The organism is Paenarthrobacter sp. E2MeOHC11 (genome assembly GCF_058744955.1).
Window position 1 is genome coordinate 484,682 of record NZ_CP196673.1, and the last position, 16,118, is coordinate 500,799.

Here is a 16,118-nt window from a genome sequence, read left to right on the forward strand (position 1 = left end):
GTGACGGCAATGCTTGTCGAGGACCGCAGTGACGGCTGACGAGACCCGCATGGCGGAGAATGTTCGGCGGCTGCGCCTGCGAAGGCAACAGTTACGGGCTCCGCTTGCCCGGAATGCCGGAGAGGTGGTCCGCAACCTCTTGGCCGTCCAGTCGCAGGAGTTCCCCTACGCGCGATGGTCGCTGGCACAAAGGACGGCCGGCAGCACCTCCACCGAGGTGGAGCAGGCTGTAGCAGACGGAACGATCCTGCGGACGCATATCCTCCGGCCCACCTGGCATTTTGTGCACCGGGACGATCTCGGCTGGTTGATGGGGCTCTCGGCGGATCGGCTTCATCAGGGAAACAAGGGCATGTACCGCCAGACGGGTGTGGATGAGGAATCAGCGGCATTGAGTGGCCGTATCCTCGGTGAGGCCGTGGCGGACGGCGCCCATAAGACCCGCGAAGAGTTGGCCCAAGTACTGGGGCAAGCCGGCTTCCCCAGCAAGGGACTGGGATTTATCTACCATCTGATGCACGCGGAAATCAGCTGCACCCTGGTGAGCGGCACCCCCGTCCGCTCCGCCGGTGGCGCCCTGAAACAGACGTATGCACTGTTCCAGGAACGAGTGCCGGGTTTCGTTGGTACGTCCTCACTGACCGGGGACGCCCGCGAGCGCGCCTTGGGGCAACTGGCACTGAGGTACTTCAGCAGCCGCGGGCCGGCCACCATCAAAGACTGTTCCGTGTGGTCCGGTCTGACCATGAAAGATGTGAAGCTGGGCCTGCACGTGGCTGACGACCTGTCTCCCGGCAGCCTCGCGTCGGTGTCCTTTGACGGTCTCGGTTTTTACCTGGCCGCAGAGGAGGCGGAGGCCCTCTTGAGCGGTAGCGATTCTTCGCCTGCCGGGGATTCCGGGCTCCCCCGCGTCGACCTCATTCAGTGTTACGACGAATACGTCATGGGCTACTCGCAGTCCCGGCATTACCTGGGCGGGACTGCTCCATATTTCCCCGAGGACAACGGACCCCTGCACGTGGTCTTGCTGGACGGCAGACTGGCCGGTTGGTGGCGTCATGGCTTTTCCGGCGGGGCTTGTGAGTTGGACGTGCGCATGAACCGGCCGGCAACGCCGGAGCAGCAGGCCGCACTTGAGGCCGAGGCGGAGCGCTACGGCCGGTTCCTGGGAATGGAGACCAAGCTGGTGTGACGTCGCCGAGTCGATTTCAGCAGCAGGGCTAAGCTGGGAGAAGACCTAGGAGGCCTGCACTGTGAACAATCTGATCTTCTGGATCATCGTCTGCTCGTGGCTGATCCCACTCGGGATCCGTATGTACAACCGCTCCCGGGCGCGTCGGATCCAGCATGGCGACTTCCGCGGCCCCGGGTACCCGCAGCAGAACCTGCCGGGTCCGGGCTATCCCCCACAGAACTTCCCGCAACAGAATTACCCCGGCTACCCATCCGAGCCGGTCGTCGTCCGCCCCGCGGATGCGCCACCGCAGGCCGGGCCGCCGTCGAGCCCTTCATCCCCTGCGCCGTTCCCGGCATCCAGCGGTTCCGAGCCGCAGGGCTACCGGGCACGGAAGCTGTCAGAACTGGACGCGAAGTTCAGCAACGGCGAGATCGCCATGGAGGACTACATGAAGCAGCGCGCCGACATCATGAACGGCTAAGCCGTTTGATACGTCCGGAGGCTTAGGCGAAGAACGCCTGGCGAAGTTGGCTTGAAAGCTGCCCGATTTCGGTGAGGAACCCGTCGTGGCCAATGGGTGCCTCAATGACCTGTACCGGCACGTCGCCCGGGAGCGCAGCAGCCAATTCACGCGATTGCGCCGGGAAGTAGAGCCTGTCGCTGTCCACTGCCGCTACGAAAAACTCAGCTGTGGTCCGCGACAACGACGCTTCCAGCGAGCCGCGGCCACGCGTGACGTCATGGGACATGAGGGCCTCGGTGATGGCGATATAGCTGTTGGCATCAAAACGGCGCACCAGCTTTGTCCCTTGGTGGTCCAAATAGCTTTCCACCTGGTAGCGGCCACGCTCCCCCAACACCGCGGCAGCAAGCGGTGTCTCCTGGTGCTGGGCTTGCCGGCCAAAGCGGAAATCCAGCTCCAGTGCTGAGCGGTAGGTGATGTGGGCGATGCGCCGGGCCAGCGCGAGACCGTGCTCGGGCGCAGAGCCGCCGTAGTAGTCGCCGTTGTTGAAGTTCGGGTCCTGCCTGATCGCCAAAGTCTGGGCTTGCGCGAAGGCAATCTGCTCGGCCGTGCTGTAGGCGCCCACCGAGATGACGGCGCAGCGTTTGACGCGGTCCGGGAATGTCACGGCCCACTCGAGTGCCCGGGCGCCGCCCATCGAACCGCCCAACACAGCATGCCAGGCATCGATACCCAGGGCATCAGCCAGTCGCGCTTCGGCCTCCGTGCTGTCGCGCAGGGTGATCAAGGGGAAACGTGAGCCCCAGGGCTTGCCGTCCGGCGCTTCCGACGATGGTCCGGTACTCCCATAGCAGCCACCCACGATGTTGATGGAGATGACGAAGAACTTGTCGGTGTCGATGGTGGCACCAGGCCCCACCAGCTGCTCCCACCAGCCTTCTTCGTCAGTGGCTCCACGGGCGACATGCGTGCTGCCCGTGAGCGCATGCTCGATGAGCACGGCGTTGGACGCGTCCGCGTTCAGCCGGCCCCAGGTTTCATACGCCAGGACAACGTCCGGAAGGAGTCCGCCGGCTTCAAGTTCCAGCGGTCCGATCCCGGCATACTTGACGGTTCCGTCTTCTTCTCCGGATTTTGGAAGGGCTGTAGCAGTAATGGTCATTCCTTTGACACCTATCCTCGCGCTTGCCCGTCGCCTTGCGTGCGAACAGGCCAGGTCTTCACCCGGGGCACCCCACCGCGGAGGAGGGTTGCCGGCCAGCAAGCCGGGGCTGTGTGCTGGCACTCATGACCTAATACGAAGAGTCTAGGAAATGCAGGGCGGTTCTGGCGAAGAATGTGACAACAGTGTGACGGTTTGGGCCAGCTTCATTCACGAAGAAGCACCCGGAAGTGCCGCCCGGCGAATAATCGTCGGCGCGGGCGGCGTTCCCGGCGGAGGTGATGAGCCCGGGCGTCAGGCGCCCTTGGCAGCCCTGAATCCGGCTTCGAGGTCGGCGATGATGTCATCGACGTGCTCAATGCCTACGGACAAGCGGACCAGGCCGGGATTGACGCCGGCAGCGACCTGCTGTTCCACCGTCAGCTGGCTGTGAGTGGTGGACGCCGGGTGGATGACCAGGGAACGGACGTCGCCAATGTTGGCGACATGGGAGTGCAGTTCCAATCCGTCCACGAAGCGCTTGCCGGCGTCCACGCCGCCCTTGATGTTGAAGGCAACAATTGCGCCGGTGCCCTTGGGGCCATACTTTCGGCCGCGGTCGTACCACGGGCTGGACGGCAGGCCCGCATAGGCCACCGATTCGACGTCGTCGTGGCTTTCAAGCCACTGGGCAACCTTGGTGGCGTTCGCTACGTGGCGTTCCACGCGCAGGCTCAACGTCTCCAGGCCCTGGGCAATGAGGAAGGCATTGAACGGGGACACAGCCGAGCCAAGGTCGCGAAGCAACTGGACGCGGGCCTTCAGGATGTAGGAAAGGTTGGCACCCAGCGCGCCGTCCTTGCCCAAGTCCCGGGCGTAGACGAGTCCGTTGTAGCTCGGGTCCGGCGTGTTGAAGCCAGGGAAACGCTCCGGGTCCTTGCCGAAGTCGAAGTTGCCGGAGTCCACGATCACTCCGGCGATTGCGGAGCCATGGCCACCCAGGTACTTTGTTGCGGAATGGACCACGATGTCCGCGCCCCACTCGATGGGTCGGATGAGGTACGGCGTGGACAGGGTGTTATCGACGATCAGGGGCACACCGGCCTCATGTGCCGTACGGGCGATGCCTTCGATATCCAGCACATCCTGGCGGGGATTGGAAACCACTTCGCCGAAGAACAGCTTGGTGTTCGGCTGGACAGCGTCACGCCATTGGTCCAGGTTGTCAGGATCCCCGACGAACGTGACCGAGATACCAAACTTCTTCAGCGTGTGCGCCAGCAGGTTGTAGGTACCGCCATACAGGCTGGGGCTCGCTACGATGTGGTCCCCCGCCTCGGCGATGTTCAGGATGGCGAATGTCTCGGCAGCCTGGCCGGAGCTGAGCAAGAGTGCGCCCAGTCCGCCTTCAAGGCTCGCAACCCGCTGCTCCACAGCATCCTGCGTCGGGTTGCCGATCCGGGTATAGATGGGTGCGAGTTCGGCCAGGGCAAAGCGGTTGGCGGCACTTTCGGCGCTGGGGAACACGAAGGAAGTGGTCTGGTAGATCGGCAGCGACCGCGCGCCTGTGGCGGAGTCGGGCTCCTGGCCTGCGTGGATCTGGCGGGTTTCGAAAGACCATCCTTGGGACATGGAGTTCTCCTCTTCATAACGCATGGGTTTGGCGGGAATGTGGTGCGATGTGAGCTGGGGCCAGTCTAGGAACTGTCCGGAGGCTAGGACAGCTTTGTGACGCCGGTGGAATCTTTCGGTCTTTTCGCGTCCCTCCATGACGCCCACCGTCACGGTTTATACACATCCCACCTTAGTTAGGCTTGACTTAGCTGAGACCCCGATCACAAAGTGCCAAGATGAAGCCATGCGCATGGATCACGTCTCTTACGCCTGTGAACGAGATGGCCTTTTGGCCACTACCGAACGAATTTCCGCGGCATTGGGAGTGGACGCTGTCCGGGGCGGAGTGCACCCGCGCTTCGGTACCCGGAACATGATCATTCCCCTTGCGGATAACAAGTACCTTGAAGTGGTGGAGGTCCTGGACCACCCTGCTTCAGACAAAGCACCATTTGGCCAAGCAGTTCGTGCACGCTCAGCTGCCGGAGGAGGGTGGATGGGCTGGTGCGTCGCTGTTGAGGACCTCGCCCCGTTCGAAGACCGGCTTGGCCGCTCCGCTGTTCCGGGCAACCGCAAGTTCCCGGACGGCCGCGAACTGGTGTGGCAGCAAATCGGAATCCTCGGCTTGATCGCCGATCCCCAGGTCCCGTACCTGCTCAAGTGGGAGGGCGACCCGGCACTGCACCCGTCCAGGATTTACGAGAGCGACGTCAAGATGTCCAGCCTCACCATTGCAGGCTCGGCCGAACGCGTCACCGAGTGGTTGGGCGAGCCGGTGGAAAAGCCGCTTGAGGACGTTGCGGTCCAGTGGATGGCCCCGCACGGGACCCCCGGCATCCTGGCCGTCACCTTCGAAACCGCCTCCGGGGCCGTCACCATCTGACAGCCCCCTCCATCCGGGCCAGTCCCGGGACCGGTCAACCATGTCCGGTAAAACTTCGGCCGCCATCAGCGGGTGCCAAGGACGTCACCCACCGATGGCGGCCGGATAATTTTAAGGCCCTATCCCAAGCCAACCGCCTTACCGAACAGGCTGAAGCCAACAAACGCCACGATATCGAGCAAGGCGTGGGCAATCACCAACGGCATCACCCGCTTGGTTTTGGTGTAGATCCACGCGAACACCAGCCCCATGACCACATTGCCGATGAACGGCCCGAAGCCCTGGTACAGGTGGTAGCTGCCCCGCAGGACGGCACTGACAACGATGGCTACCGGCATGCTCCAGCCGAACTTGCCGAAGCGGTCCATGAGGTAACCCACCACGATCACTTCTTCGACGATTGCGTGCCGGATGGCCGAGAGGACCAGCACCGGCACGGTCCACCAGTAGGCGTCCAGCCCGCTGGGCACGATGGCCGTGGTGATTCCGAGGGCCCGCCCGGCCGCGTAAAGACCCAGCGATGGAATACCGATAGCCGCCGCCAGTCCCAAACCCTGAATCAGGTCTTTCCCGGGGCGGGCAAAATTGAAGCCAAGCCGGGCGAAGGCCGAACCGCTCTCACCATCCCGGTTCGCCTGGATATGCATGGACAGGAAATAGAACACCAGGGCCACCGGCACCAGGGCGAAGATGATGTCCAGCAGTTGGTACGTAAGGTCGAAGTACTCCCGGGTGCTTTGGGACCTGTTCAGGGTTGAGGTGGCGTCGGCCAACGGTGCCCGCGTCATCTTGTCCAGCAATTGCACCACGGAGTAGACGGCCGACTGGCCCAGGGAAAGGCCCAGCACAATAAGTACTTCGGCGCGCAGCCGGCGGCGGGAAGCAAGGAACATGTACCCATCTTGCCCGCAGTTCCTGCCACTTTGCCGGGAACCACGCACCTATGCTTGGTGGGATGGGCGCCCCAGCGAGAATCTTCATGATCCGGCACGGACAGTCGGCCGCGAATGCCGACACGACCATCTACAACCGTGTGCCGGATTATCGGATCCCCCTGACTGAGATGGGGGTGGAGCAGGCCCGGATTGCCGGCGAAGCACTTCGCCGGAAACTCGATGGCGAGCAGGTCTGCGTCTACGTATCGCCGTATTTGCGGGCCTACCAAACCCTGGAAGCGATGAAACTTGGACCTCTGATCGAGCGCGTGATCGAGGAGCCCCGGCTGCGGGAACAGGACTGGGCCAACTTCCAAATTGCCGGGGAAATCGAAGATCAAAAGGAGCTGCGCAACCTGTACGGCCATTTCTTCTACCGGTTCCGCGAGGGTGAGTCCGGCTCTGACGTGTACGACCGCGTGTCATCGTTCATGGAGACGCTCTACCGCCACTGGCAAAAGCCCAGCTATGCCCCGAACGCACTCCTGGTGACGCACGGACTGACCATGCGCCTGTTTTGCATGCGCTGGTTCCACTGGACAGTTGAGTACTTCGAGTCGCTCAACAACCCGGACAACGCCGAGCTGCGCACACTGATCAAGAACGACGACGGGCAGTACAGTTTGGATTTGCCGTTCAGCCAGTGGGTGCCCAGGGATGTTGACGACTCAGTGCTTCACGCACCGAGGATGCGGTTCTAGCAGGTACCCTAGCTGGCGGCCGCGACGATGACTTCGGTGCCCTTGGCTTCGAAGGCGGCCTTGTCCTCGGCGCTGATGCCGGAATCGGTGATGAGGTGCCTGAAGTCGTAGCCGGCCATGGCGGCGAAGGAACGGCGGCCTACCTTGGAAGAGTCCGCCACAACGTAGGATTCAGTGGCCCGGCGTGCCATCACCGTGTTGACCATGGCTTCGCCTTCGTCGGTGATGGTGGGGCCGAGGTCCGGGTCCACGCCGTTGACGCCAATGAACGCGATGTCCAAAGCAACTTTCTGCATGATGACATCGGTGTAGGGGCCCACGAGTTCGTAGGAGCGCGGGTTCAGGATGCCGCCGGTGACCATGATCTTGATGTTGGGACGCACTGCCAGCTGCGAGGCAATGTTGATGGCATTGGTCACCACGGTCAGGGTGGGCGTGTGAGACGGAGCGTTGAGGTCCTCACGGGTGGAAAGGAGCTGTGCCAGCGCTGTGTTGGTGGTTCCACCGCTGAGCCCAATCACAGCACCGGGCCGGATCAAGGCAGACGCTGCCAGGGCGATTTCCTGTTTGGCCACAGCGTGATCGTCACGGTTGTACCGGCCCGGAAGGTCGTAGGCCACTGATCCAGTGGTGGCGCCGCCCCGGGTCCGGCTGAGCAACCGCTGCTTGGCGAGGCTATCCAGGTCTCGTCGTGCCGTGGCTGGTGACACGCCAAGACGCGTCACGATGTCCTCGACTTCCACATGGCCGGACTCGGCCAGGAGATCGAGGATGGCGGTCAGCCGATCGGTGCGGGTCATGACGAGCCTTTCGCGGGTTCCTGCTATTTCGCTTTGGCGAACAGCGTCAGCATACGTGCGGACTCCAGCACCAGGGCTTCCCGGCCGGCCTTGATGTACTTCCGGGAATCTACCACTGCAGGGTTGGCATCGAGGTACTCACGGACGGCGCGGGTGAAGAACCCGTTCAAATGTGTGGATACGTTGATTTTAGTCATACCCGCGCCGATAGCGGCTACGAGTACCTCGTCTGTGACGCCTGAGGAGCCGTGAAGGACCAGCGGTTTTCCGACGGCGGACTTCAGCCGTGTGATCAGGTGCAGGTCCAGAGCGGCGCTGCGCTCGGTCATGGCGTGGGAGGAACCCACAGCCACAGCCAGCGCGTCCACTCCTGTTGCCTCAACGAATGCCTTGGCCTCGGCGGGGTCCGTCCGGACGCCCGGGGCGTGGGCGCCGTCCTTGCCTCCCACCTTTCCCAGTTCGGCCTCCACATAGACACCACGCTCGTGGGCGTACTTTGCTACGCGCTGGGTGACTTCGACGTTCCATTCGTAGGGAAAATGCGCGCCGTCGTACATGACCGAACCGAAACCGAGATCCACTGCGGCGAGCGCCAGGTCTTCGGACTCGGCGTGGTCCAGGTGAAGCGAAACGGGCACAGCGGCCGAACGGGCGATCGCCAGTGCGGCTGAGGCGATGGGCTCGAGCCCGCCATGGTATTTGGCGCAGTTCTCGGAGATCTGCAGAATCAGCGGAACACCGGCCGCTTCGGCTCCAGCCACCAGCCCTTCGGCCGTTTCGATGTGGATGATGTTGAACGCGCCTTGGCCCGTGCCGGAGGCGGCGGCCCTGTCCATGAGTTCCCGCGTGTTGACCAGGGTCACCGGGTCTCCTTCCATGTCACGATCAGTTGGTCTTGAAGTTCCTGGTACCGCGGCGAGATTTCGCCCGCCGCGGGCATGAGTACGGCCGCGGCCGACCAGGCGGTGGCACGGCGAAGTATTTCGCGGGGTTCGGTAATGCCTTCGGCGAGTGCGACGGCGGCAGCCGCCACACCGGCGTCGCCCGCTCCTGTGGGGTTGCCGCTGAGCGCCTCGGGCAAGCGGGCGCTCCAGTAACCACCAGGGGCTGCGTGGTCGAAGGCGAGCATCCCGTCCGCACCTGCACTGACGAGCACGGTGCGGGCACCCATGTCGATCAGTGAGAGGGCCGCCGCGTCAAGGCTGGACTCCCCGGTGGCCTCTGCGAGTTCGTGGTGGTTGGGCTTGAGGACGTCGGCTCCAGCTTTTGCTGCCGCGATGATTCCGGGACCGGAAGTGTCGATGATGGCGGGGATGCCGGCGTCGTGGGCCAACCGGACCAGTTCCGGATAGAAGTCCGCGGGAGCGCCCGGGGGCAGGCTTCCGGAACCGACCAGGACGGAGGCCGGCAGGTTGCGGTTTCCACTCACGGCCTCAACCACCGCAATCCGGAGCGATCGCCAGTCATCCGGCAGCAGGGCTTGGCCCTCCTCATTGAAGATGGACGTCTCCCCCGCGATGGTATCGACGAGTGCGATGCTGCGGCGGGTCTCGGCGGCGACCCCCACCAGGGTGTGCGGCACTCCACTCGTCCAGAGTTCAGCAGCGAGGGTTTGGCCCGCCGCCCCACCCGTGGGTGCAATGGCGAGGACGGGGTAGCCGAGCTGGTGCGTAACGCGGGCTACGTTGATCCCTTTGCCGCCCGCCCGGCTCAAGGGCGTGGGGACGCGGTGGCTGGCGCCCTCGGTGATCCCCTGCACAGTGTAGGTCATGTCAATGGCCGGGTTGGGCGTGACGGTAATGATGCGGTTCACAGCAGCGCGTTTCACTGGGTGCCTCCCAAGAGTGCCCTGGCATTCAAGGCCGCACCGAGCAAGCCTGCATCTTGACCCAGCTCAGCACGGATGAGTTGGGGACGCCGCTGGAAATCGAGGATCTGGTCCACCCGGACGCGGAGGGGCTCCAGGAGTTCATCCCCGGCTTCAGCCAGGCCTCCGCCGATAACCACTGCCTCGGTACCGATGATGTTGACGCACTGGCAGATGGTGAAAGCGAGGGCATCCACGGCATCAGCCCAGATACGGGCTGCCAGTTCGTCGCCGGAATTTGCCCTGAGCAGGACGCCACGGGCGCCATTCACCCTGTTCCCCGACGCCCGGTGGTAGCGCTTGGCGATGGCTCCGGCGGAACCTACGGCTTCCAGGATGGTGGAGTTGGCGGTTCCGGCGGCGGCATCAGGGTCCGGCACCTGGGCATGGCCGAGCTCGCCGGCGAAACCGCCCGCTGTGACAGCCTTCCCACCTGAGAACACGGCCGCTGCGATTCCAGTTCCCACCACCATCACCACGACGTCGTTGAACTCTTTCGAGCCACCAATGCTGTGTTCCACCGCAGCAGCGGAGCGGACATCGTGATCGAACGCCACCGGGATTCCCAGGCGCTTCTCGGCCTCGGCAGTGAACGGGAAATCACGCCATCCCAGGTTGGCGGAGTAGACGCCAACTCCGGCAGCAGAGTCCACGATGCCCGGAACGATGATGCCGGCGGCGCGGGCCGGTGAGCCCGGGAACTCGGACGCCAACTCCGCAGCAAGCTCGGCGAGCCGGTCGAGGACCGCCTCGCCCGGCCTCGCCGAATCCAACGGCGTGGGGACCCGGCGCATGCCCAGAACGGTCCCCCGGGCATCCACCAGACCAGCTTTGATGTCCGTCCCGCCAACGTCGAATGAAAGGACAGGTGATTCTGCGGCTCCGAGAACCATGATCGGGTGCCTAGGCGGAGGCGTCGAGAATGACGGAACGCGTCAGGTTGCGGGGCAGGTCCGGATTCAGTCCGCGGACGCGCGCACGCTCCAGGGTTACCTTGTGGACCCGTGCCAGTTCAGCCAGCGGATGCTTGTCCGTGTGGATGTAGAGGGCGCCGGTGACTGCCATGTCGTTGTCCAAGCCTTCAGGCTGGGTTCCGAACAACCAGGTGACGCGGCCAGGTGCAGCAATGGAAATGGGACCGTGGCGGTACTCCATCGCTGGGTAGGACTCGGTCCAGCCCTGGACGGCCTCGCGCATTTTCAGGCCGGCCTCGTGAGCCAGGCCCACCGTCCAGCCGGTGCCCAGGAAAGTGAATTGTTCGGCGTCCAGCAGTTCCTGGGAGACCGGAGCGCTGACGGCGTCCCGGGCGTCCTCGATTGCTTGCTGCACATCGATTCCGAGACTGGTCAGCATGTAGACCAATGCCGTGGTGGCGAAGCGGGTCTGCACCACGGAACGCTCATCCGCGTAGGGCAGTCCAATCACGGCGTCTGCCAACGGGACGATCGGCGAGGAGGTGTCGCCGATGATCGCCACCGTGGGGACGATCCCCTGGAGCTCAGCCAGGATCTCAAGAACCTCAGTGGTGGTTCCTGACCGCGTAATGGCCACAACGGCGTCGTACTGGCGATCGGCACTGTTGTTGTTCAGGAAAGCCTCGGACGCCGCGAACGCGTCCGTGACGCCCTTACCCGCGGATTCGCGGGCTGCAGCGTAGCTCTGCGCCATGAACCAGGACGTCCCGCAGCCGATGACGGCGATGCGCTTGCCATCGGCGGGAAGCAGTTGCTCGGAACGTGCTTGCTCGACGGCGCGCTGCCAGACTTCGGGCTGGGAGGCCAGCTCTTCGTCCATGAAGGCACCCAGTGTGTTCTCGCTCATCGTTTGTTTCGCTCCCGCTCAGCTTAATGACGTTTTCTGATCTATAGAAACACTAAACGATCATTTTCGATCTCACAAGGATCATCCGCATGCGAAGACCGCTCATTAACTGCGGGTGGCTGAGCTGGTCGCATAACCATGGAAAGCGTGTGCCGACATGTGCTTTTAAGTTAAGTGACTGTTAACTCTTGTCAACTTCTGTCCCATGCAGCAGTCTTAGACGGGTCCGCAAGAACATGATTGTTACTAGCTCGGAAAAATCAAGAAGGAGCATAATGCCCGGCTTGTCCTCCCCCAGACGCCTCGCCTCACTAAGTTTGGCCTGCGTCGTCGCCTCATCCTCGCTGGGTCTGCTGGCTATTCAACCCGCCACCGCAGCCCCATCCACCCAACCCACGGAGATCGTCAGCGCCGCCGATTCAACGACCCTCACGTCCGGCCAACTCAGGGTGGATGTGGCCACCACGTTCCCGCAGGTCCTCGGGTATACCCATACAGCTTCCAAAGCACGCCTCGACGGCACCACAACGCGGCTCAACACCATCACCATCAACGGCGTGGAGTACACGGTCACCGGAACGTCCACCGCTTCCGGAAAGGACGCGAGGGACTACGTCCTGACCGTGCCCGAATTCGGCAACACCGTGATCAAAGCGCGGCTCTCAGTGAAAAAGAACGTGGTCTCGTTTAATGTCACGGAGATCAAGGACTCCACCGAGCACCAGGTGAAGACGCTTCAACTCCCCCGGCTGAACCTGGTGACCGTGGGCTCCACCCAGCCCGGAGCCCAGATATCCACCGCCAACCTTTCCGTGGACCGGAGTGTTACGGGCGACGAGTTCACACCGATCACCGCGTCCACTCAAGTGGATGCCGCTGCCAAGAGCTCCGCCTACGCACTGGCCAACACCGGGACCTTGGGTGCCGCAGTTGAATCCAATGCCCTGTATGACACGTCCTCCGGGCCGGGCGCGAAGGACCGCGGCCGCTTCTGGCGCCAAGCCGTCAGCGACGGTGCCGGCGGAGTCACCATGGGTCTCGCCAGCGGTCAGTGGCTGTATCGCACTGAGGGCTCCGACGCCACCGAGGAACTTCCATGGACCCGCGTCGCCATCACCCCCGACGCGAATGCCGACGGCGGCGTGGACTGGCAGGATGCGGCGATCGCCATGAGGTCCATCCAGGTCAGCGCCAACAAGGGCGAACAGACACCGGACAACGTGATCACCCACATCCCGTTCAACTTTGCCTCCCAGGCAACCCACCCGTTCCTGCGCACCCTGGACGACGTCAAACGCATCTCCCTGGCCACCGACGGCCTGGGTCAGGTGGCCATGCTCAAGGGCTACACCAGCGAGGGCCACGACTCGGCGAACACGGACTATGGCAACAACTTCAACACCCGGGCCGGTGGCCTCGAGGACCTCAACAAGCTGGTCAAGGAAGGCAAAGACTGGAACGCCAGTTTCGGCGTCCACATCAATGCCACCGAGATCTACCCTGAAGCCAAGTCCTTCAGCGAGGACCTGCTGCGCGCCGACAAAGGCCTGGGCTGGAATTGGCTGGACCAGTCCTACTACATGAACCAGCGCGAGGACATCAACTCGGGCAAGCTCGCCCAGCGCATCAAGGAACTGCGCGAAGCCACGGACAAGAACCTGGACTTCGTCTACGTGGACGTCTACTACGAATTCGGCTGGCTGGCCGAGCGGCTGCAACAGGAACTCGTCAAGAACGGCTTCCGGGTCGGCTCGGAATGGGCGGACCACCTTTCCCGGAACAACACCTGGTCCCACTGGGCCAACGACGAAAAGTACGGTGGATCCACCAACAAGGGCATCAACTCCCAGATCCTGCGCTTCATCAACAACACCCAGTCGGACGTCTGGAACCCCGATCCCAAGCTTGGCGTGAGCCACATTGTGGAGTTCGAAGGCTGGACTGGCCAGAACGACTTCAACGCCTTCAGCGAGAACGTCTGGACGGCCAACGTGCCCGCCAAGTTCCTGCAGCACCACCAGATCACCAAGTGGACGGCCGACCGCATCGACCTCGCCGATGGCTTGGCCGTCACCGGAAACACCGCCGAGGAACGCAACATCACGGTGGGTGGAACCTCCGTACTGCAGGGTGGAACGTACCTGCTGCCGTGGTCCTCCAAGGAGAACGGCAAGGCCGACAAGCTCTACCACTACAACCCGGCCGGGGGTGCCAGCACGTGGACCCTCACCAAGGAGTTCGCCACGTCCGGCTCGCTTGAACTGTTCAAGCTGACCGACAACGGCCGCGTCAAGGTGGCCGATGTGCCTGTGGTCAACGGGCAGGTCACCGTCACGGCCGACGCCAAGCAGCCGTATGTCCTTGCCCCGAAGAACAATAAGGCCGATCTGCCCAGGAAGGCCGACTTCGGTAAAGGCACTGCGTTCAACGATCCCGGCTTCAACGGTGCCGATCTCTCCCCGTGGACCCCCACGGGCAACGTCACCCAGGTCCGCGACGACAAAGGCCGCCGCTACGCTCAGATGGGGGCAACGCCGTCGTCGATCAGCCAGGAAGTAAAGCTGGACGCCGGAACCCAATCCGTCAGTGCCTGGGTGGAAATCCAACCCGGCAAGACCCGTCCCACCACGCTCTCCGTCACCATCAACGGCAAGACCGAAAGCGTCACCATCGATTCGTCCAACGCCGAAAACTACGTGGCAGGTGACGAAAAGCATGGCACGGCTTTCCAGCGCGTACGGGTGCTGGTGGACGTGCCACGGAACAACACCAAGGCCACCGTTTCCGTCCAAGCGGCCGACGGCGATGCCACCGTGCGCGTCGATGACTTCCGGGCGGTCAAGACCAGCCGGGTGGCAACCACCGGCGTGTTGAGCGAGGACTTCGAGGACGTGGACCAGGGCTGGGGACCGTTCGTGAAAGGCGACGCCGGCGGCTCCACGGACCCGCGCACGCACATCACCGAGCGCAACGAACCCTTCACCCAAAAGGGCTGGGATGCCAACGTGATCGACGAAGTGCTGGACGGCACCTGGTCGCTGATCGCCCACGATGAAAACCTCGCCCCCAACGGTGGACCGGGCATGGTCTACCGCACCACCGAGGCGACCGTACCGTTCCAGGCGGGCCACAAGTACAAGGTGTCCTTCGACTACCAGAACTCCAAGGCCGGGCAATACGCCTGGGTTTCCGGTTATGACTCGCAGGCAGGTCCCGCAGTGACGGGCAGCCAAGCCATCGATGCGAAAACCACCACCGCCCGTTTTGAGCAGATCCTCGATACCGGCTTCTGCGGAGACTACTTTGTGGGGCTGCAGCGAACCGGCAGCTCGAATGGTTCGGACTTCACCCTGGACAACTTCTTGGTGGAGGACCTCGGCGCCTCGGGCGCCGTCCCGGCCTGCGCCCAACTCTCGGCTGCGCTTCAAGGCGATGTGGTCCAGCAGGGCAAAGCGCAGGACTTCGTCACCACGTTCGTCTCGGACGAACCGGCGGCCATCAGCGGCCTCGCCGTTGCGCTCGAACTTCCCGAGGGCTGGACGGCAACCCCTTCCACGCCTGCAACGGCCGCGACCCTGCCGGCCGGGGGCACCCTGACCACCACGTGGAAGATCACCGCGCCCGCTTCGGCCGATGGCGACTACCCCATCACTGCCTCGGCCAAATACACCACCACAACAGAGCCTGCAGGCGGCCGCACCATCAGCACGACGTCCACCGTCCGGACGCTGCCCAAACCACCGCAGGCCACCGTGTTCGCCAGCGACCACCCGTGGGTCAGCGCCACGAACGGCTGGGGGCCCGTCGAGAAGGACCAGTCCAACGGCGGGACGGGAACGGGCGACGGCACACCCCTCACCCTGAACGGCACGGTCTATGCCAAGGGTTTGGGTGCCCACGCCAACGGCAATGTCCGCTACTACCTCGGCGGCTACTGCACTGCCTTTACGGCAACGGTAGGTATTGACGACGCCCAGCCGACGCGGGGCAGCGTGAAATTCTCCGTTGTGGCAGATGGCGCCACCAAGGTCACCACCCCTGTCCTGGGCGCCACCAGCGCTCCCCTGCCGCTGACCGTGGACGTCACCGGAGCACAGTACGTGGAGCTGGTGGCCAACGACGCCGGCGACTCCAACGGCAACGACCACGCGGACTGGGCCGACGCCAAGTTCACCTGTTCCTCGACGTCGCAGGAGCCGCCGGCGCCCGTCCTGACGGGCATTGTGTTCGCTTCCGACCTGCCGTGGATCGGCAGCACCAACGGTTGGGGACCTGCGGAACGGGACCGCGCCAACGGTGAGCAGAACGCCGGTGACGGACCCGCGTTACGGCTTGACGGCGTCGTCTATCCGAAGGGCATCGGCGTCCACGCCGACTCGAAGATCAGCATCGCAACGGAAGCCAAGTGCAACGCCTTCACCGCCGTGGTGGGAGTGGACGACGCCAAGCTGAACAAGGGCCTGCACGGATCCGTGGTCTTTATCGTCAAGGGCGATGGGCGCGAACTGCTGAGGACTCCCGTTCTCAGTGCCGATTCGGCAGCACTTCCCCTCACCGTGGACATCACAGGTGTCCAGAACGTCGAGCTGATCGCCGACAAGAACGGTGACGACGCCGGCGACGACTGGGGTGATTGGGCCGACGCGAAGTTCAGCTGCGCGTAAGCCCAACGCGGGGTCACTTATAGCCCATCCGTAACCTCGGAAGGGGCCATAA

The 16,118-nt window shown here is 63.5% G+C and carries 13 protein-coding genes and 1 riboswitch; of the genes, 5 read left to right on the forward strand and 8 right to left on the reverse strand.

The genetic code is table 11. From position 1 onward, the window contains the following. Positions 1–49: 49 nt before the first annotated feature. Positions 50–1,192 carry a winged helix DNA-binding domain-containing protein gene (locus ACSSVG_RS02255; RefSeq protein ID WP_492419116.1) on the forward strand — a complete coding sequence of 381 codons (1,143 nt, stop codon included), beginning with the start codon at positions 50–52 and terminating at the stop codon, positions 1,190–1,192. A 61-nt stretch (positions 1,193–1,253) separates the two neighbouring features. Next, on the forward strand, positions 1,254–1,658 hold the full coding sequence (locus ACSSVG_RS02260; protein ID WP_253467477.1) for a DUF2076 domain-containing protein: 405 nt from the start codon (positions 1,254–1,256) through the stop codon (positions 1,656–1,658). Between the two features lie 22 nt (positions 1,659–1,680). Here the strand turns inward: ACSSVG_RS02260 and metX are convergent, their stop codons facing one another. Beyond that, positions 1,681–2,802 carry a homoserine O-acetyltransferase MetX gene (metX, locus tag ACSSVG_RS02265; RefSeq protein ID WP_492417051.1) on the reverse strand — a complete coding sequence of 374 codons (1,122 nt, stop codon included), beginning with the start codon at positions 2,800–2,802 and terminating at the stop codon, positions 1,681–1,683. 14 nt (positions 2,803–2,816) lie between these two features. Then, a riboswitch (SAM riboswitch) is annotated at positions 2,817–2,933 on the reverse strand. A 163-nt stretch (positions 2,934–3,096) separates the two neighbouring features. Then, positions 3,097–4,413: a bifunctional o-acetylhomoserine/o-acetylserine sulfhydrylase gene (locus ACSSVG_RS02270; RefSeq protein ID WP_492417053.1), complete on the reverse strand. Its 1,317-nt coding sequence runs from the start codon at positions 4,411–4,413 to the stop codon at positions 3,097–3,099. 226 nt (positions 4,414–4,639) lie between these two features. On the opposite strand from ACSSVG_RS02270, the gene ACSSVG_RS02275 reads away from it, so the two are divergent. Further along, positions 4,640–5,278 (forward strand): VOC family protein, encoded by a 639-nt coding sequence (locus ACSSVG_RS02275; RefSeq protein WP_231341035.1) that lies wholly within the window; start codon positions 4,640–4,642, stop codon positions 5,276–5,278. A 119-nt stretch (positions 5,279–5,397) separates the two neighbouring features. On the opposite strand, the gene ACSSVG_RS02280 is transcribed toward ACSSVG_RS02275, so the two are convergent. Further along, positions 5,398–6,171 (reverse strand): CPBP family intramembrane glutamic endopeptidase, encoded by a 774-nt coding sequence (locus tag ACSSVG_RS02280; protein WP_253467471.1) that lies wholly within the window; start codon positions 6,169–6,171, stop codon positions 5,398–5,400. A gap of 62 nt (positions 6,172–6,233) precedes the next feature. Here ACSSVG_RS02280 and ACSSVG_RS02285 point away from each other — a divergent pair, with 62 nt between their 5' ends. Beyond that, the gene (locus ACSSVG_RS02285) at positions 6,234–6,914 is read left to right on the forward strand and encodes a histidine phosphatase family protein (RefSeq protein ID WP_253467468.1); all 681 of its coding nucleotides are present in this window, start codon (positions 6,234–6,236) and stop codon (positions 6,912–6,914) included. 8 nt (positions 6,915–6,922) lie between these two features. Here ACSSVG_RS02285 and ACSSVG_RS02290 read toward each other — a convergent pair whose 3' ends face one another. The 5 genes from ACSSVG_RS02290 to ACSSVG_RS02310 are packed head-to-tail and all read right to left on the reverse strand — an operon-like array spanning position 6,923 to position 11,402. Beyond that, on the reverse strand, positions 6,923–7,714 hold the full coding sequence (locus ACSSVG_RS02290; protein WP_231341032.1) for a DeoR/GlpR family DNA-binding transcription regulator: 792 nt from the start codon (positions 7,712–7,714) through the stop codon (positions 6,923–6,925). Positions 7,715–7,737: 23 nt separating this feature from the next. Beyond that, positions 7,738–8,592, reverse strand: coding sequence for a class II fructose-bisphosphate aldolase (locus ACSSVG_RS02295; RefSeq protein ID WP_492417056.1), 855 nt, complete (start codon positions 8,590–8,592; stop codon positions 7,738–7,740). Then, positions 8,574–9,542, reverse strand: coding sequence for a 1-phosphofructokinase family hexose kinase (locus tag ACSSVG_RS02300; protein WP_492417058.1), 969 nt, complete (start codon positions 9,540–9,542; stop codon positions 8,574–8,576). Before ACSSVG_RS02300 ends, ACSSVG_RS02295 begins: the two co-directional genes overlap by 19 nt. Beyond that, positions 9,539–10,474: an ROK family protein gene (locus ACSSVG_RS02305; RefSeq protein WP_231341029.1), complete on the reverse strand. Its 936-nt coding sequence runs from the start codon at positions 10,472–10,474 to the stop codon at positions 9,539–9,541. The genes ACSSVG_RS02300 and ACSSVG_RS02305 overlap by 4 nt, the downstream gene beginning before the upstream one ends. Positions 10,475–10,484: 10 nt before the next feature. Next, positions 10,485–11,402 (reverse strand): SIS domain-containing protein, encoded by a 918-nt coding sequence (locus ACSSVG_RS02310; protein ID WP_231341028.1) that lies wholly within the window; start codon positions 11,400–11,402, stop codon positions 10,485–10,487. A gap of 275 nt (positions 11,403–11,677) precedes the next feature. Here ACSSVG_RS02310 and ACSSVG_RS02315 point away from each other — a divergent pair, with 275 nt between their 5' ends. Further along, a complete protein-coding gene (locus ACSSVG_RS02315; protein WP_492417060.1) occupies positions 11,678–16,066 on the forward strand; it encodes an endo-alpha-N-acetylgalactosaminidase family protein in 4,389 nt (1,462 codons plus the stop codon). Positions 16,067–16,118: the final 52 nt, after the last annotated feature.

Coding starts and splice junctions, on each gene's coding strand:
- ACSSVG_RS02295 (WP_492417056.1), bottom strand. CDS start 8,592: ATGGAAGGAGACCCGGTGACCCTGGTCAACACGCGGGAACTCATGGAC.
- ACSSVG_RS02310 (WP_231341028.1), bottom strand. CDS start 11,402: ATGAGCGAGAACACACTGGGTGCCTTCATGGACGAAGAGCTGGCCTCC.
- ACSSVG_RS02305 (WP_231341029.1), bottom strand. CDS start 10,474: ATGGTTCTCGGAGCCGCAGAATCACCTGTCCTTTCATTCGACGTTGGC.
- ACSSVG_RS02280 (WP_253467471.1), bottom strand. CDS start 6,171: ATGTTCCTTGCTTCCCGCCGCCGGCTGCGCGCCGAAGTACTTATTGTG.
- ACSSVG_RS02290 (WP_231341032.1), bottom strand. CDS start 7,714: ATGACCCGCACCGATCGGCTGACCGCCATCCTCGATCTCCTGGCCGAG.
- ACSSVG_RS02270 (WP_492417053.1), bottom strand. CDS start 4,413: ATGTCCCAAGGATGGTCTTTCGAAACCCGCCAGATCCACGCAGGCCAG.
- ACSSVG_RS02275 (WP_231341035.1), top strand. CDS start 4,640: ATGCGCATGGATCACGTCTCTTACGCCTGTGAACGAGATGGCCTTTTG.
- ACSSVG_RS02315 (WP_492417060.1), top strand. CDS start 11,678: ATGCCCGGCTTGTCCTCCCCCAGACGCCTCGCCTCACTAAGTTTGGCC.
- metX (WP_492417051.1), bottom strand. CDS start 2,802: ATGACCATTACTGCTACAGCCCTTCCAAAATCCGGAGAAGAAGACGGA.
- ACSSVG_RS02285 (WP_253467468.1), top strand. CDS start 6,234: ATGGGCGCCCCAGCGAGAATCTTCATGATCCGGCACGGACAGTCGGCC.
- ACSSVG_RS02255 (WP_492419116.1), top strand. CDS start 50: ATGGCGGAGAATGTTCGGCGGCTGCGCCTGCGAAGGCAACAGTTACGG.